The following is a 14224-nucleotide window of genomic DNA, read 5'->3' as shown; positions in this document are numbered from 1 at the left end:
CGCCACCGGCTGCGGCACTGCCAGCCGGCCGCCCGCCACTGCTTGAACACGCACTCAGTGCCAACATCGGCACCACGACGGCAACCACCGCCACCTTCCGCCACGGGATCTTCCTCACTTGCGGTCTCCTTCATTGCTGTTGCGCAGGGCACCGTGGCCCGTTTGCGGGCCGGGGCCACAGGAACCGGCCTGACAAAAAAGCGCGGCCGCCACACCGAACAAACGGGTGCAGCGGCCGCGCTTCGGGGCTGAATTACAGTGCCGCGTACACTTCGCGCAGCAGGGCGGCGGTCTCAGACGGCGTCTTGCCGACCTTGACGCCGGCAGCCTCAAGGGCTTCCTTCTTGGCCTGTGCTGTTCCCGCGGAGCCGGAGACGATGGCGCCTGCGTGGCCCATGGTCTTGCCCTCGGGGGCGGTGAAGCCTGCCACGTAGCCGACAACGGGCTTGGTGACGTTGGCCTTGATGTACTCGGCTGCACGCTCTTCAGCGTCACCGCCGATCTCACCGATCATGACGATGGCCTTGGTCTCCGGGTCCGCCTCGAACGCGGCCAGGGCGTCGATGTGGGTGGTGCCGATGACGGGGTCGCCACCGATGCCGATGGCGGTGGAGAAGCCCAGGTCACGCAGTTCGTACATCATCTGGTAGGTCAGGGTTCCGGACTTGGACACCAGGCCGATGGGGCCCTTGCCGGTGATGTTGTTCGGCGTGATGCCGACCAGTGCCTCGCCGGGGGTGATGATGCCGGGGCAGTTCGGGCCGATGATGCGGGTGGCCTGCTTGCCGTCGGCGTCAACCTTGGACTGGGCCAGGGCCCAGAACTCGGCCGAGTCCTGCACGGGCACGCCTTCGGTGATGACGACGACCAGCGGCACGGCGGCCTCGATGGCCTCGACCACGGCGTCCTTGGTGAACGCCGGGGGGACGAACACGATGGAGACGTCGGCGCCGGTCTCGGCAACGGCTTCCTTCACGGTGCCGAACACGGGCAGTTCAACCTCGCCGTGGAGGACCGTGGTGCCGGCCTTGCGTGCGTTCACGCCGCCAACAACCTGGGTGCCGGCCTTGAGCATCAGGGCGGTGTGCTTGGTGCCCTCGCCGCCGGTGATGCCCTGGACGATGACCTTGGAGTCTTTGTTCAAGAAGATAGACATGTATTTTTCCTTAGATCTCGTGCGGCGAGCTCAGCGAGCTGCGTTGGCGAGCTCGGCGGCCTTGTCGGCGCCCTCGTCCATCGTGGCGGCCAGGGTGACCAACGGGTGGTTGGCCTCGTTGAGGATGCGGCGGCCTTCTTCAACGTTGTTGCCGTCGAGGCGGACGACCAGCGGCTTGTTGGCAGCCGCGCCCAGCTCGGCGAGAGCGCCGACAATGCCCTTGGCAACGGCGTCACAGGCGGTGATGCCGCCGAAGACGTTGACAAAAACGCTCTTGACCTGCGGGTCGTTGAGGATGACGTCCAGGCCGTTGGCCATGACCTCGGCGGACGCTCCACCGCCAATGTCCAGGAAGTTGGCGGGCTTGACGTTGCCGTGGTTCTCGCCGGCGTACGCAACGACGTCCAGGGTGGACATGACCAGGCCGGCGCCGTTTCCGATGACGCCGACTTCGCCGTCGAGCTTGACGTAGTTCAGGCCGGCGGCCTTCGCCTTGGCCTCAAGCGGGTCGGCCGCAGCGGCGTCCTCAAGCTCGAGGTGGTGCGGGTGGCGGAAGTCGGCGTTCTCGTCGAGGGAGACCTTGCCGTCCAGGGCCAGGATGTCGCCGGCGCCGGTGCGCACCAGCGGGTTGACCTCAACGAGCGTCGCGTCTTCCTTCTTGAAGACGTCCCACAGCTTGATGATGGTGGCGGCCACCTTCGGGGCGATTTCCGCGGGGAAGCCCGCGGTGGCGACAATCTCGTCGGCCTTGGCCGCATCGATGCCGACGGCCGGGTCGACGGCAACCTTGGCCAGGGCCTCGGGGCGCTCCACGGCCAGCTCTTCAATTTCCATGCCGCCTTCCACCGAGCACATGGCCAGGTAGTTGCGGTTGGCGCGGTCCAGCAGCACGGAGAAGTAGAACTCCTCGGCGATGTCTGCGCCCTGGGCGATCATGACCGTGTTGACGGTGTGGCCCTTGATGTCCATGCCGAGAATGGCGGTGGCGTGCTCGAACGCCTCATCGGCGGTCTTGGCTACCTTGACGCCGCCGGCCTTGCCGCGGCCACCGACCTTCACCTGCGCCTTGACAACGGTGACGCCGCCAATCTTCTCGGCTGCTGCCTTTGCTTCTTCAGGGGTGTGCGCCACGATGCCGGCCAACACGGGAACGCCGTGAGCCTCAAACATGTCGCGCGCCTGGTATTCAAACAGGTCCACGGGTTTGTGTCCTTCTACGTCGAAGTAGTGATCATGGGGTGCAAAACCCCTTCCACACACTACCGCTTTGCCGCACAAGCACATATTTTTACTTGACACCACAGGGAACGGGGGTTATTCCGCTCACAAAAACCCACTGCCGCCGATCCCCTTCAAGTCCGACGCCTGGTCCCCGGCGCGGTTGCCTCAGCCGGCCGGGGCCCGGTGCCCGGGGCCGAGGAGTTCGTAGCTGCCGGAAGCGACGAAGAACCCGAGTCCGGTGGCCAGGTTGGCGCACGCCACGCCGTCGTCCAAGGCGGCGCAACGGTAGCCGTCCGCCTCCATCGCCCGTCCCTGTCCCAGGACCGGGACCGTGGACATCGCCTCGCTGGGGGTTCCGTCGGGGCCAAAGGAGGCCTCGGCGGCGGTGACACCGGCCCGGCAGCCGCCGTACGTCACCCGGTCCGGCGTCAGCAGGGCAGTGCCGCCGAGGTAGCCGATGAACGTTCCGGCGCACTTGTCTGTGACATCGGCGGGCGCGGGGTCCGGGTAGCTGGCCAATTCGCAGTTGACCACGGGAATCGTCGGGGCCTTGGCGTTGGCGCCGTCGTCGTAGTTGTTTGGTTCCCAGGGCTGGTCCAGGTTTCCGGCACGGGAGGTGGTGAAGACGCAGGCCACGTTGCGGGAGTCGGTCACGAACTGCGGCAGGGTGCCGGCGGACGGCGCCCCGGTGGGCTGGTCCACGGGGGCGGCCTTGAGCCGGTCAACGTAGCTGGGCGGGCCGGCGGACGTGGTGGCGGGATGCGCGGGGCCGGCGGAGGGCACGGTGATGCAGCCGGCGAGCGCCACGGCGGACGCAGCGCAGCCCAGGGCCGCAAGGACGGCCCGGACCACCGTCCGGTCGCCGGCCCTGCTCAGTGCTCCACCTTTGTCAGCGGCGCGTACCGGAGCAGCAGCCGCTTTTCGCCGATGCTGAACTGGACGGTGGCCACCATTTTGTCGCCCGCGCCCTGCACGGCGGAGACCGTGCCGTTGCCGAATGCGGTGTGGTTGACCTTGTCCCCCACGCTGACGGTGATGACTTCCTTTTGCGGCTGGACGCGGCCGGCGGCGGCCCGGGCGGAAATGCTGGGCGGCAGCTGGCCGGTGTCACGCCCGCCCACGGCAGAGCCGGCGCCCCAGAAGGAGCCCGAATACCGGCTGCTGCCAAAGCCGCCCCCGGACGGCGGGGCCATGCGCGCCACGCCTTCGCGCTTCCAGTCGATCAGCTCCGCCGGCACTTCCTCGATGAATTGGCTCGGCGGGTTGTACTGGCTCTGCCCCCACAGGCTGCGGACCTCGGAGCGGGTCAGGTACAGCCGCTTGCGGGCGCGGGTCAGGCCCACGTAGGCCAGGCGCCGTTCCTCGGCCAGTTCCTTCGGGTCGGTGGCCGAGCGCGAGTGCGGGAAGATCCCGTGCTCCATGCCCGTGAGGAAAACCACCGGGAATTCCAGTCCCTTGGCCGTGTGCAGGGTCATGAGCGTCACCACGCCCAGCCGCTTGGCCTCGGCCACGGCCGCCGCGGCCTCCGCCTCGGAGCCGCCGGGCGCGTCCGGGATCTGGTCGGCGTCGGCCACAAGGGACACCTGCTCGAGGAACTCCCCGAGCGTCCCTTCCGGGTTGTCCTTTTCAAATTCACGCACGACGGCGAGCAGTTCCGCCAGGTTTTCCACACGCGACTCGTCCTGCGGGTCCGTTGAGCTGCGCAGCGTCTCCAGGTAGCCGGACTGCTCCAGCACGGCTTCCAGGGCAGTGGCCGGACCGGAGTCGACGGCCACCTCGCCAAGGTCGCCCATCATCTTGGCAAAGCCGGTCACTGCGTTCAGCGATCGGGTGGCGAGACCCGGGGCTTCACCTGCGCGGGCCAGCGCGGCGGAGAAGGAGATCCGTTCCCGCCCGGCCAGGGCGGCGAGGGCGCCTTCGGCGCGGTCGCCGATCCCGCGCTTGGGTTCGTTGAGGATCCGGCGCAGGTTGACGTCGTCGTCCGGGTTGACCAGGGCACGCAGGTAGGCCAGCGCGTCCTTGATTTCCTTGCGTTCGTAGAAGCGGGTGCCGCCCACCACGCGGTATGGCAGGCCGGTGCGCACCAGGATGTCCTCGATGGCGCGCGACTGGGCGTTGGTGCGGTAGAAGATGGCAACGTCGCCGGGGCGGATGTCGGTTTCATCCTGGAGCCTGTCGATTTCCTCGGCGATGAAGCGGGCTTCCTCATGCTCGGATTCGGCCACGTAGCCGATGATCTTTTCGCCGTCGCCTTCGGCGGTCCACAGCCGTTTCTCACGCCGGTTGGGGTTGCGGGAGATGACGGCGTTGGCGGCGCTGAGGATGTTTTGGGTGGAACGGTAGTTTTGCTCCAGCTTGATGGTGGCGGCGCTGGGATAGTCCTTCTCAAATTCCACGATGTTGCGGATGTCCGCGCCGCGGAAGGCATAGATGGATTGGTCGGAGTCGCCCACCACCGTCAGCTCGGCCGGTTCGATCCCGGTGTCCGGGCCTGCCGACACCCCGGAGTCCTCGCCCACGATTTCGCGCACCAGGGCGTACTGGGCGTGGTTGGTGTCCTGGTATTCGTCCACCAGCACGTGCCGGAAGCGGCGGCGGTAGGAGTCGGCCACGCCCGGGAACGCACGGAACATGTACACGGTTTCGGCAATGAGATCGTCAAAGTCCATGGCGTTGGCCTGCCGCAGCCGCTGCGTGTAGCCGTTGTACACCTCGGCCACGGCGGCGGCAAAGGGGTCCTTGAAATTGGTGTTCAACGCGTTCTCATCGGCATCGGTGAGCTCGTTCTTCAGGGCCGAGATCTTGTGCATGATGGCCTTGGGCGCAAACTTCTTCGGGTCCAGTTCCAGCCCCTTGGCCACCAGGGTGATGAGCCGCAGGGAGTCGGCGGAGTCGTAGATTGAGAAGTTGGAATTCAGCCCGACGGTCTTGGCCTCGCGGCGCAGTATCCGCACGCAGGAGGAGTGGAACGTGGAAATCCACATGCTGTTCGCGGCGTCGCCAATGAGCGCGTGGATGCGTTCGCGCATCTCCGCTGCGGCCTTGTTGGTGAAGGTGATGGCCAGGATCTGCCCCGGGTGGGCCCGTCCGGTGGCCAGCAGGTAGGCGATCCGGTGGCTGAGCACACGGGTCTTGCCCGAGCCGGCGCCGGCCACAATGAGCAACGGCGACCCGGCGTGGACCACGGCCTCCTCCTGCTGGGGGTTCATGCCCTCCAGCAGTGCGGCAGGGTCCGGCCAGCGGCTCCCCGCGCCGGTGCCGAAATCCTGGCCGGCGCCTCCTGCGGCAGCATCGAAACCGGCGCCGCCCCGGGCAAACCCGGGCAGCGCATGCTCCGGCACGGCACCTTCCGGCAGGCCCTGTTCGGGTGCGTCGGCGCCGGGGTCGTCGGCGTCGGAGGGCTCCCAGCCCGGGAAGGCTGCAGGCAGGGGCGGCAGGAACCCGGCGGCCCGTGCCGCGGCAGGTTTGGGCTTTTTGGCGTAAGGGTCAAACAACATGTCCATGGTGCGGTCCAGTCTAGTTGGCCACCCTGACAGCGGGCACGGCACGGCGGCCCGCTGTGCACAACGCCGCGGCGGGCGCCACCAGCCTTGGCCCCGCCGTGAAGGCCGTCAGTCCGGCAGCGCCCCGTCCGCGAGCGCGGCGGAAATCGCAGCCACCGCCCCGGCGGGCCCGGCCACAAACCAGTCCAGCCCGTTGACCCGCACGACGCCGGTCTGCCCGCCGGCCGCCCGCACGATCCCCTTACCGGGGAGCCAGTCCCAGGCCGGGCAGCTGTGCTGGAACCAGACGCCCAGTTCCGCCTGGGCCACGCGGCCCAGGTCGCAGGAGCCGGAGCCGAGCATCCGCAACGTTGCCGGCAGCTGGGCGGCCTCCTGCCACGGCCCGGCCGCCCGCGCCTCCGCCAGCCAGCCCGGGTGGATGTAGGTCACCCCGCCAAGCATGGAGACGTCCTGCCGGGCGTCCACCGCAACGGCCCGGCCGTTCAGCGTTGCCGGCTGCAGCGCCCCGCCCAGCCACAGCTTGTCCTCTTGGGGCTGGAAGACGGCCCCGAGCAGCACCTCGGCGTCGGCGAGGGCGTGGCGCGGCGGTTCCCCGGCACCCAGGGGGGCCTGCGTGCCCGGGGAGGTCCCGGCGTCGTGCGCCCCGTCGGCCAGGGCCAGGGCCGAGCACCAGTACGTGGAGCCGCTGAAGAAGTTCCAGGTGCCGTCCACGGGGTCGATCACCCAGGTGCGCCCGGACGTGCCCGCATGCGCGGCGCCTTCCTCGCCCAGGATCGAATCCTGCGGACGGCAGCGCAGCAGCTGCTCCACGACGTAGCCTTCGGCGGCGGTGTCGGCGGCCGTGACGACGTCGGCCACGCCGGTCTTTTCAATGGCCGTGCCGCGGAGGGCGTCAAGCCCGCGGCTGCGCATCGCCAGGGCCAGCAGGCCGGCATTGCGCACCAGGGCCGCTGCAAGGTCGGCGTCGGTCAGGCTGGGGTCCAGGTTTTCGGCCATGCACCCACCCTAGTGCGTGCCCCGCCCCGGAGCCGGAAAAGTGCTGCAGCGAACTGGGCGATAATGGAGGCATGGCAAAAACTCCCGCCCAACGCGCCAAAAAACACGGTGCGGCGGCCACTCCACCCAGTGCCGCCGTCGTCAATGCCGGCACGCGGCGTTCCCCGGCGAAGGCCCAGGGCAATGCAAACCTGATCGTGATCGCCGGCGCCGTGGCCAGCCTGTTCCTGTTTTGGTACTTCCACCTGCTGACGCTGAACCAGATGACGGACCTCTCCGGCGGCCTGGCCATGCCCGACTCCATGGTGTTCGGCTTCAATACCTCCCACATTGAGGCGCTGCGCTCGGCCATGAATGACGACGCACTGGGGCAGCTGCAGTTTGTGCACAAGACCGCCGGCACGCTGTTCCCGCTGGTGTTTGGGCTGTCCGCCGTGACGCTCATGGCCATCAACGTCGCCAAAAAGTGGCTGCGGCGCCTGCTGTGGGTGTTCCCCGTGCTGTTTGCCGGCATCCAGCTGTGGGCCAATGTGGCCATCGACGACATGCTCGGCGCGAAGGTGCTCGACGCCGGTTCGGTCACCCTGGCCTCGGTGCTGGTGGTTGCGTCGTGGGTCCTGCTCGTGGTGTCCCTGGCGGGGATGGGCGTGGCGTTGTCTGCCGGGCGCCGGAAGAAGGCTGTTCCGGAGCCGGACGCGGCGGCCTGATTTTCGGCACCGTGTGGTGTCCGGCTGCCGGTGATTTTTTGCTTGATATCCCGTTCCGCTAGGCTGGTTGACGCGCCTCTGTAGTCCAATGGATAAGACGGCCCTCTCCTAAAGGGCAAATCCGGGTTCGATCCCCGGCGGGGGCACTCCAAGACCACCTCCCATAAAGTGCTGCGCCGGCCGGGCTGGGAGGATGGAGCATGACCGTCGCCAAAACCATTGTCCTGTTCATCCTGGCCGCCGCCGCGGAAATTGGCGGCGCATGGCTGGTGTGGCAGGCGGTGCGCGAAGGCAGGGCCTGGTGGTGGGCAGGGCTAGGCGTCGTGGCCCTGGGCGCCTACGGATTCATTGCCGCCCTGCAGCCGGATGCAAATTTTGGCCGGGTCCTGGCAGCGTACGGGGGTGTGTTCATTGCCGGTTCGCTGGCATGGGGCATGGCCTTCGACAAGTTCTCCCCGGACCGCTGGGACGTCACCGGCGCCATCGTCTGCCTGGCCGGGATGTCCATCATCATGTTCGCCCCGCGGGCCGGCTGACACCTCCGGCCCCGAACCGGCCCGCTAGGATCAGAGGGATGAAAACCGTTCTGAGGGTGTCCGCCGTGTGTGTCTACGACCCGGACGGGCGCCTGCTGACGGTGCGCAAGTCCGGCACGGGCAAGTTCATGCACCCCGGCGGCAAGCCCGAGCCGGGCGAGGGCGCGGCCGAGGCGGCGTCGCGGGAACTGGCCGAGGAAACCGGCCTCTCGGTGGCCCCGGAGGACCTTGGGCTCCTGGGCGTCTGGACCGGGGCGGCCGCCAACGAGCCGGACACCGACATCGAGGCCACGGTCTTCACCGCGCCCGGCACCTGGGACGCGGCCGGCGTCGCGGCGGCAGCCGAGATTGCCGAACTGCGCTGGCTGGATGTGGGCCGCATGGCCGACTACGACGACCTCGCCCCGCTCCTGACCGAGTTCGTCCTCCCCCGCCCCGCCCCCTAACCATCCGTGTTGCACAAAGTGGACCGAAAAGACGCCTTCCGCGTGGTTTTTGTCCAGGAAGTGCAACACAGGCCGGAGGTGTCAGGCGTCCTCGGGGATCGCGGCATCCGCCACGGCGGCCACGGCCTGGGCGAACTGGGTGTCGTGCAGTTCGGCATAGCGCCCGCCCTTGGCGATCAGTTCCTCGTGCGTGCCCCGTTCCACGACCTGCCCGGCCTCGACCACCAGGATGGCGTCGGCGGAGCGGATGGTGGAGAGCCGGTGTGCAATGACGATGGCGGTGCGCCCCTCCAGCGCCTCCCCCAGGGCGGCCTGCACGGCGGCCTCGTTCGTGGAGTCCAGCGCCGCCGTCGCCTCGTCGAGGATCACGACGGCGGGCTGGACCAGCAGGAGCCGGGCGATGGTCAGGCGCTGGCGCTCCCCGCCGGAGAGCCGGTAGCCGCGCTCCCCCACCACGGTGTCCAGGCCGTCCGGCAAGGCCTCCGCAAACGCGGACAGCCGGGCCCGGCGCAGCACGTCCCAGATCTCGGCGTCGGTGGCGTCCGGCTTGGCCAGGTGCAGGTTGGAGCGGATGGACTCGTGGAACAGGTGGCCGTCCTGCGTCACCATGCCGATGGCTGCGCGGAGCCCGTCAAAGGACAGGTCCCGCACGTCGGTGCCGCCCAGGCGCACGGCCCCGGAGTCGACGTCGTACAGGCGGGACAACAGCTGGGCGATGGTGGACTTCCCGGCGCCGGAGGAACCCACCAGCGCAATGGTCTGGCCCGGTTCGGCGCGGAAGGAAATCCCGTGCAGCACCTCCTCGCCGCCGCGCGTGTCCAGCACGGCCACGTCCTCCAGGGAGGCCAGTGAGACCTTGTCCGCGGACGGGTAGGCAAAGCGGACGTCGTCGAACTCCACGCCGAGGGGCCCGGCCGGCACCGGCACGGTCACCTCCTTTTCGGCGATCAGCGGCTTCAGGTCCAGGATTTCAAACACGCGGTCAAAGCTGACCAGGGCGCTCATGATGTCCACGCGCGCGTTGGCGAGGGCGGTGAGCGGGGCGTAGAGCCGGGTCAGCAGCAGAGCCAGCACCACCACGTCGCCGGCGTTGAGCGCGCCCCCGATGGCCAGCGAGCCGCCCAGCCCGTACACGAGGGCCAGCGCCAGGGAGGAGACCAGCATCAGGGCGGAGAAGAAGACGAACTGCATGACGGCGGTGCGCACGCCGATGTCGCGGACCCGGTTGGCGCGGGAGGCAAACTCGCGCGATTCGTCGGCGGGGCGGCCAAACAGCTTGACCAGCGTGGCGCCCGGGGCGGAGAACCGTTCGGTCATCTGCGTGCTCATGTCCGCATTCAGGTTGGCGGCCTCGCGGCGCATGCCGGCCAGGCGGCTGCCGAAGCGGCGGGCCGGCATCAGGAAGATGGGCAGCAGCACCAGGGCCAGCAGCGTCACCAGCCACGAGGTGTTGAGCATGACGATCAGCGTCAACACCAGCTGCACCGAGTTGGAGACGATGCCGGACAGGGTGCCGGAAAACGCCTGCTGGGCGCCGATGACGTCGTTGTTGAGCCGGCTGACCAGCGCCCCGGTGCGGGTCCGGGTGAAGAACGCGATGGGCATGCGCTGCACGTGGTCAAACACGGCGGTGCGCAGGTCCAGGATGACGCCCTCCCCCAGGTTCGCCGAAATCCACCGGATCACCAGCGACAGCCCGGCGTCGAGCACGGCCACCAGGGCAATGAGCAGCGCCAGGTTGACCACCACGTCCAGGGCGGCCTTGGCCACGATGGCATTGACCACCCGCCCGGCCAGCACGGGGGTGGCCACGGCGAGGGCGGCGGAGACCACCGACAGCACCACGAAGACCAGCAGCTTGCGGCCGTACGGCTTGGCAAAGGCCACCGTCCGGCGCAGCGTGTCCTTGGAAATGCCGCCATTGCTTTTGTCCGATCGCATGGTGCTCCACAGGGAGCTCCAGGCGGCGCCTTCCATACTCATGCAGGTTCCTTAATAGAGGTGTGGGCAAGCTACCAGCTTAAGCGGTCCGGGGGCGGGTGGAAATTCCCGGTTCCCGTTTTTCGCCCGGCTTTCCCGGGCACGACGCCCGGGCTGCCGCGCCCGGGTGCCCCGGCCCCGGCCCGGCGTGCTCCACCCCGGCCCGCCGGCTCCTAGTGCATTGACGCAAGGTGAGTCAAATCACTGCATCCATCTGCGCGTAATATACTGTTATATTCCCTCTTCGCCCCGGCCCGCCCGGTGGTAGCCTCCATAGGACGGGCAGCCCGCTGCCCTTTTGTTGCGTGGGCATTTTCCCGCGGGAACCTCCGCTTTGACCTTGAAGGAACACAGGACAATGAATCGTCGTACTTTTGGACTTGTCGGCATGCTCGCAGCGGCCTCGATCGCACTTGCCGCCTGCGGCGGCGGCGCCGGCACCAGTGGCCCTTCAGCCACCCCCGGCGCCGGCGGGGACACGTCCCTGAGCAGCGTGAAGAATGCCGGCCAGATCGTGTTCGCCACCGAGGGCACCTACAAGCCGTTCAGCTACCACCAGGGCGGCGCAGGCGAGCTGACCGGCTACGACGTGGAGGTGGCCAAGGCCGTGGCAGGCAAGCTGGGCGTGAAGGCCAAGTTTGAGGAGACCCAGTGGGATTCCATCTTTGCCGGACTGGAGGCCAGGCGCTTTGACGCCGTCGCCAACCAGGTCACGGCCACCCCGGAGCGCAAGGCCAAGTACGAGCTCTCCACCCCGTACACCGTGTCCCGGGGCGTGATCGTCACGAAGTCGGACAACACCGCCATCACTTCCTTCTCCGACCTCAAGGGCAAGACCACGGCACAGTCCCTGACCAGCAACTGGTACACGCTGGCCAAGGACAGCGGCGCCAACGTCGAGCCGGTGGAAGGCTGGGCCCAGTCCGTGTCGCTGCTGAAGGACGGCCGCGTCGACGCCATTGTCAATGACAAGCTGACCTTCCTGGACTACCAGGTCACCAACCCGGGCTCCGGCCTGAAGATCGCCGCCAACACCAAGGATTCCTCCGATTCGGTGTTCGCCTTCCACAAGGGCGCCAAGGCCCTGGACGCCGCCGTCGACAAGGCGCTGAAGGAACTGGCCGCCGACGGCACCCTGTCCAAGCTGAGCGAAAAGTACTTCGGCCAGGACGTTTCGAAGTAGCCGCCGGACGCAAGGGGGTTGGTCATGGACTTGTTTTGGAGCTCGCTCGGGCCGATGGTCCTGGGCGCCGTCCAGGGCACCATCCCGCTGGCCGTCGCATCCTTCGCCATCGGCCTGGTGCTGGCCCTGCTGGTGGCCATGCTGCGGATCAGCCGCAACAGGATCGCCAACGGCGTGGGCCGGTTTTACGTCTCGGTCATCCGCGGCACGCCCCTGCTGGTGCAGCTGTTCGTGATCTTTTACGGGCTCCCGGCCGTGGGCGTGAAGCTCGACCCCTGGCCCAGCGCCATCATCGCGTTCTCCCTCAATGTGGGCGGCTACGCCGCGGAGGTGATCCGGGCAGCCATCCTGTCCGTCCCGCAGGGGCAGTGGGAGGCCGGGCACATGATCGGCATGTCGCGCGGGCAGACCCTGCTGCGCATCATCCTGCCGCAGGCCGCCCGGGTCTCGGTCCCGCCGCTGTCCAACACGTTCATCTCGCTGGTGAAGGACACCTCGATGGCCTCGCTGATCCTGGTCACGGAGATGTTCCGGGTGGCCCAGCAGGTGGCCGCCTTCAGCCAGGAATTCATGCTGCTGTACCTAGAGGCTGCGCTCATTTACTGGGTGATCTGCCTGATCCTGTCCACGGCCCAAACGCAGCTGGAAAAGAGGTTGGACCGCTATGTCGCCCACTGACGCCCCCGTCCTGCAGGTCCGCGGGCTGAGCAAGTCCTTTGGTTCCAACCAGGTGCTGCGCGGCATTGACCTGGATGTGCCCCGGGGCAAGGTCGTGGCCCTGATCGGCCCTTCCGGCTCCGGCAAGACCACCATCCTGCGTTCCCTCAACGGCCTGGAAACGCCCGACGCCGGAACGGTCACCGTCGGCGCCCGCGGCGCCACCGGCGTCGGCGCGCCGGGGAACGGCGGGGACACCGGCACCGTGCCGCAACTCCCCGCGCTGACGCTGGACTTCGGCGCGAAGGCCTCCCCCAGGGAAGTTGCGGCGCTGCGCGACCGCAGCGCCATGGTGTTCCAGCATTACAACCTGTTTCCGCACATGACCGTGCTGCAGAACATCATCGAGGGGCCGGTCCGGGTGCAGCGGCGGCCCCGCGCTGAGGCTGTGGCGGAGGCGGAGGGGCTGCTGGGCCGGGTGGGCCTGCTCGAGAAGAAGGACGCCCACCCGTTTGAGCTTTCCGGCGGGCAGCAGCAGCGCGTGGGCATTGTGCGGGCGCTGGCGCTGAAGCCGCAGCTGTTGCTCTTTGACGAGCCCACGTCGGCCCTGGACCCGGAGCTGGTGGACGACGTGCTGCTCGTCATCAAGGAGCTGGCCGAGGAGGGCTGGACCATGGTGATCGTCACGCACGAGCTCGCCTTTGCCCGGCAAACCGCCGACGAGGTGGTGTTCATGGACGGCGGCGTGGTGGTGGAACGCGGCCCGGCCAGCCAGGTCCTGCGCAACCCCCGTGAACAGCGCACCCAGGCGTTCGTGCGGCGCCTGCTGCACGAAATCTAGCCCGCACCCCCAACGCCCGGTTGCAACCGGGGCATTTTCCCCCGACGCCCGGTTGCAACCGGGCGTCAGTCGGCGATGCGGCCGGCGTGCGTGTAGATGTTCAGGGTCTGCCCGCGGCTGAACCCCACGAGCGTCAGCCCGGACTCCCGGGCCAATTCCACGGCCAGGGACGACGGCGCGCTCACCGCCGCGAGCACCGGCACCCCTGCCATCGCGGCCTTTTGGACGAGCTCAAACGACGCCCGGCCCGACACCTGAAGGACGGTGTCGGCCAGCGGCAGCTGCCGTTCCCGGAACGCGGCACCCACCACCTTGTCCACGGCGTTGTGCCGCCCCACGTCCTCGCGCAGCAACAACAGCTCGCCGTCGGGGGCGAAAAGCCCGGCCGCATGGACGCCGCCGGTCTTGTCAAAGATCTTCTGCTGGTCCCGCAGCTCGTCCGGCAGGGAGGCGAGCACCTCGGCCTTCACCAGCGGCTGGTCCACCGGGGAGGTGACGGGGTGGTGTGAGGACTTGCGCACCGCATCGATGGAGGCGGTGCCGCAGATCCCGCACGCGCTGGTGGTCGTCACATTGCGCCGGGCACCCAGCTCCGGCAGCGCAACGTCGGGGCGCAGCTGCGCCTCCACAACGTTGAAGGTCTGCTGCCCGTTTTCGTCCTCCCCGGCGCAGAAGCGCAAGGAGATGAGCTCATCGGGATCGAAGATGATGCCCTCGGAGACCAGGAACCCTGCCACCAGGTCAAAGTCGTCGCCGGGCGTGCGCATAGTTACGGTGAAGGGTTCGTGGCCCAGCCGGATCTCCAGGGGCTCCTCCGCCGCCAGGGCTTCCTCGCGCACCACGCGCCGGTGCCCGGCCAAATCAATCCTTGTTGCCTTCACTCGGTGAATCAGGCGTCCCACGGGTCCTCCAATTGACTGTGCCCCTTATCTTTCAAGGGTAGATCCTCCCGCGGTAATGCACAGCACGGGAGGTCCCCGCCGGGATAGGCTGGCCAA

At 68.2% G+C, this 14224-nt stretch carries 13 protein-coding genes and 1 tRNA gene; 7 read left to right on the top strand and 7 right to left on the bottom strand.

What is annotated here, in order from left to right:
- Positions 1 to 253 precede the first annotated feature (253 nt).
- From sucD to G6035_RS10650, 5 genes are all read right to left on the bottom strand, one after another.
- The gene (sucD, locus tag G6035_RS10670) at positions 254 to 1156 is read right to left on the bottom strand and encodes a succinate--CoA ligase subunit alpha (protein WP_176617069.1); all 903 of its coding nucleotides are present in this window, start codon (positions 1154 to 1156) and stop codon (positions 254 to 256) included.
- 30 nt (positions 1157 to 1186) lie between these two features.
- On the bottom strand, positions 1187 to 2356 hold the full coding sequence (gene sucC / locus G6035_RS10665; RefSeq protein WP_176617068.1) for an ADP-forming succinate--CoA ligase subunit beta: 1170 nt from the start codon (positions 2354 to 2356) through the stop codon (positions 1187 to 1189).
- Between the two features lie 186 nt (positions 2357 to 2542).
- A complete protein-coding gene (locus G6035_RS10660) occupies positions 2543 to 3229 on the bottom strand; it encodes a hypothetical protein (protein ID WP_176617067.1) in 687 nt (228 codons plus the stop codon).
- 20 nt (positions 3230 to 3249) lie between these two features.
- Positions 3250 to 5874: a DNA helicase PcrA gene (pcrA, locus tag G6035_RS10655; RefSeq protein ID WP_176617076.1), complete on the bottom strand. Its 2625-nt coding sequence runs from the start codon at positions 5872 to 5874 to the stop codon at positions 3250 to 3252.
- 114 nt (positions 5875 to 5988) lie between these two features.
- On the bottom strand, positions 5989 to 6876 hold the full coding sequence (locus G6035_RS10650) for an inositol monophosphatase family protein (protein ID WP_176617066.1): 888 nt from the start codon (positions 6874 to 6876) through the stop codon (positions 5989 to 5991).
- A 71-nt stretch (positions 6877 to 6947) separates the two neighbouring features.
- On the opposite strand from G6035_RS10650, the gene G6035_RS10645 reads away from it, so the two are divergent.
- The 4 genes from G6035_RS10645 (at position 6948) to G6035_RS10630 (ending at position 8565) form a co-directional block, all read left to right on the top strand.
- Positions 6948 to 7583 (top strand): hypothetical protein, encoded by a 636-nt coding sequence (locus G6035_RS10645; protein WP_176617065.1) that lies wholly within the window; start codon positions 6948 to 6950, stop codon positions 7581 to 7583.
- 74 nt (positions 7584 to 7657) lie between these two features.
- Positions 7658 to 7729 (top strand) — tRNA-Arg (locus G6035_RS10640).
- 54 nt (positions 7730 to 7783) lie between these two features.
- The gene (locus G6035_RS10635) at positions 7784 to 8119 is read left to right on the top strand and encodes a YnfA family protein (protein WP_176617064.1); all 336 of its coding nucleotides are present in this window, start codon (positions 7784 to 7786) and stop codon (positions 8117 to 8119) included.
- Between the two features lie 38 nt (positions 8120 to 8157).
- Positions 8158 to 8565, top strand: a complete 408-nt coding sequence (locus G6035_RS10630) for an NUDIX domain-containing protein (protein WP_176617063.1) — start codon at positions 8158 to 8160, stop codon at positions 8563 to 8565.
- 81 nt (positions 8566 to 8646) lie between these two features.
- On the opposite strand, the gene G6035_RS10625 is transcribed toward G6035_RS10630, so the two are convergent.
- Positions 8647 to 10548: an ABC transporter ATP-binding protein gene (locus G6035_RS10625; RefSeq protein ID WP_176617062.1), complete on the bottom strand. Its 1902-nt coding sequence runs from the start codon at positions 10546 to 10548 to the stop codon at positions 8647 to 8649.
- A gap of 355 nt (positions 10549 to 10903) precedes the next feature.
- Here G6035_RS10625 and G6035_RS10620 point away from each other — a divergent pair, with 355 nt between their 5' ends.
- From G6035_RS10620 to G6035_RS10610, 3 genes are read left to right on the top strand one after another with little or no spacing between them, the layout of a single operon-like run.
- Positions 10904 to 11728, top strand: a complete 825-nt coding sequence (locus G6035_RS10620) for an amino acid ABC transporter substrate-binding protein (protein ID WP_176617061.1) — start codon at positions 10904 to 10906, stop codon at positions 11726 to 11728.
- A gap of 18 nt (positions 11729 to 11746) precedes the next feature.
- The gene (locus G6035_RS10615; RefSeq protein WP_305144525.1) at positions 11747 to 12406 is read left to right on the top strand and encodes an amino acid ABC transporter permease; all 660 of its coding nucleotides are present in this window, start codon (positions 11747 to 11749) and stop codon (positions 12404 to 12406) included.
- Positions 12393 to 13226: an amino acid ABC transporter ATP-binding protein gene (locus G6035_RS10610; RefSeq protein ID WP_176617059.1), complete on the top strand. Its 834-nt coding sequence runs from the start codon at positions 12393 to 12395 to the stop codon at positions 13224 to 13226. Before G6035_RS10615 ends, G6035_RS10610 begins: the two co-directional genes overlap by 14 nt.
- Positions 13227 to 13291: 65 nt before the next feature.
- Here the strand turns inward: G6035_RS10610 and fdhD are convergent, their stop codons facing one another.
- The gene (gene fdhD, locus G6035_RS10605) at positions 13292 to 14128 is read right to left on the bottom strand and encodes a formate dehydrogenase accessory sulfurtransferase FdhD (RefSeq protein ID WP_176617058.1); all 837 of its coding nucleotides are present in this window, start codon (positions 14126 to 14128) and stop codon (positions 13292 to 13294) included.
- Between the last annotated feature and the right edge of the window lie 96 nt (positions 14129 to 14224).

Source organism: Arthrobacter sp. SDTb3-6, from assembly GCF_013376095.1.
Lineage (GTDB): Bacteria > Actinomycetota > Actinomycetes > Actinomycetales > Micrococcaceae > Specibacter.
The sequence above is the reverse complement of the archived record's forward strand: the minus strand, read 5'-3'. Positions and strand labels throughout refer to the sequence as shown.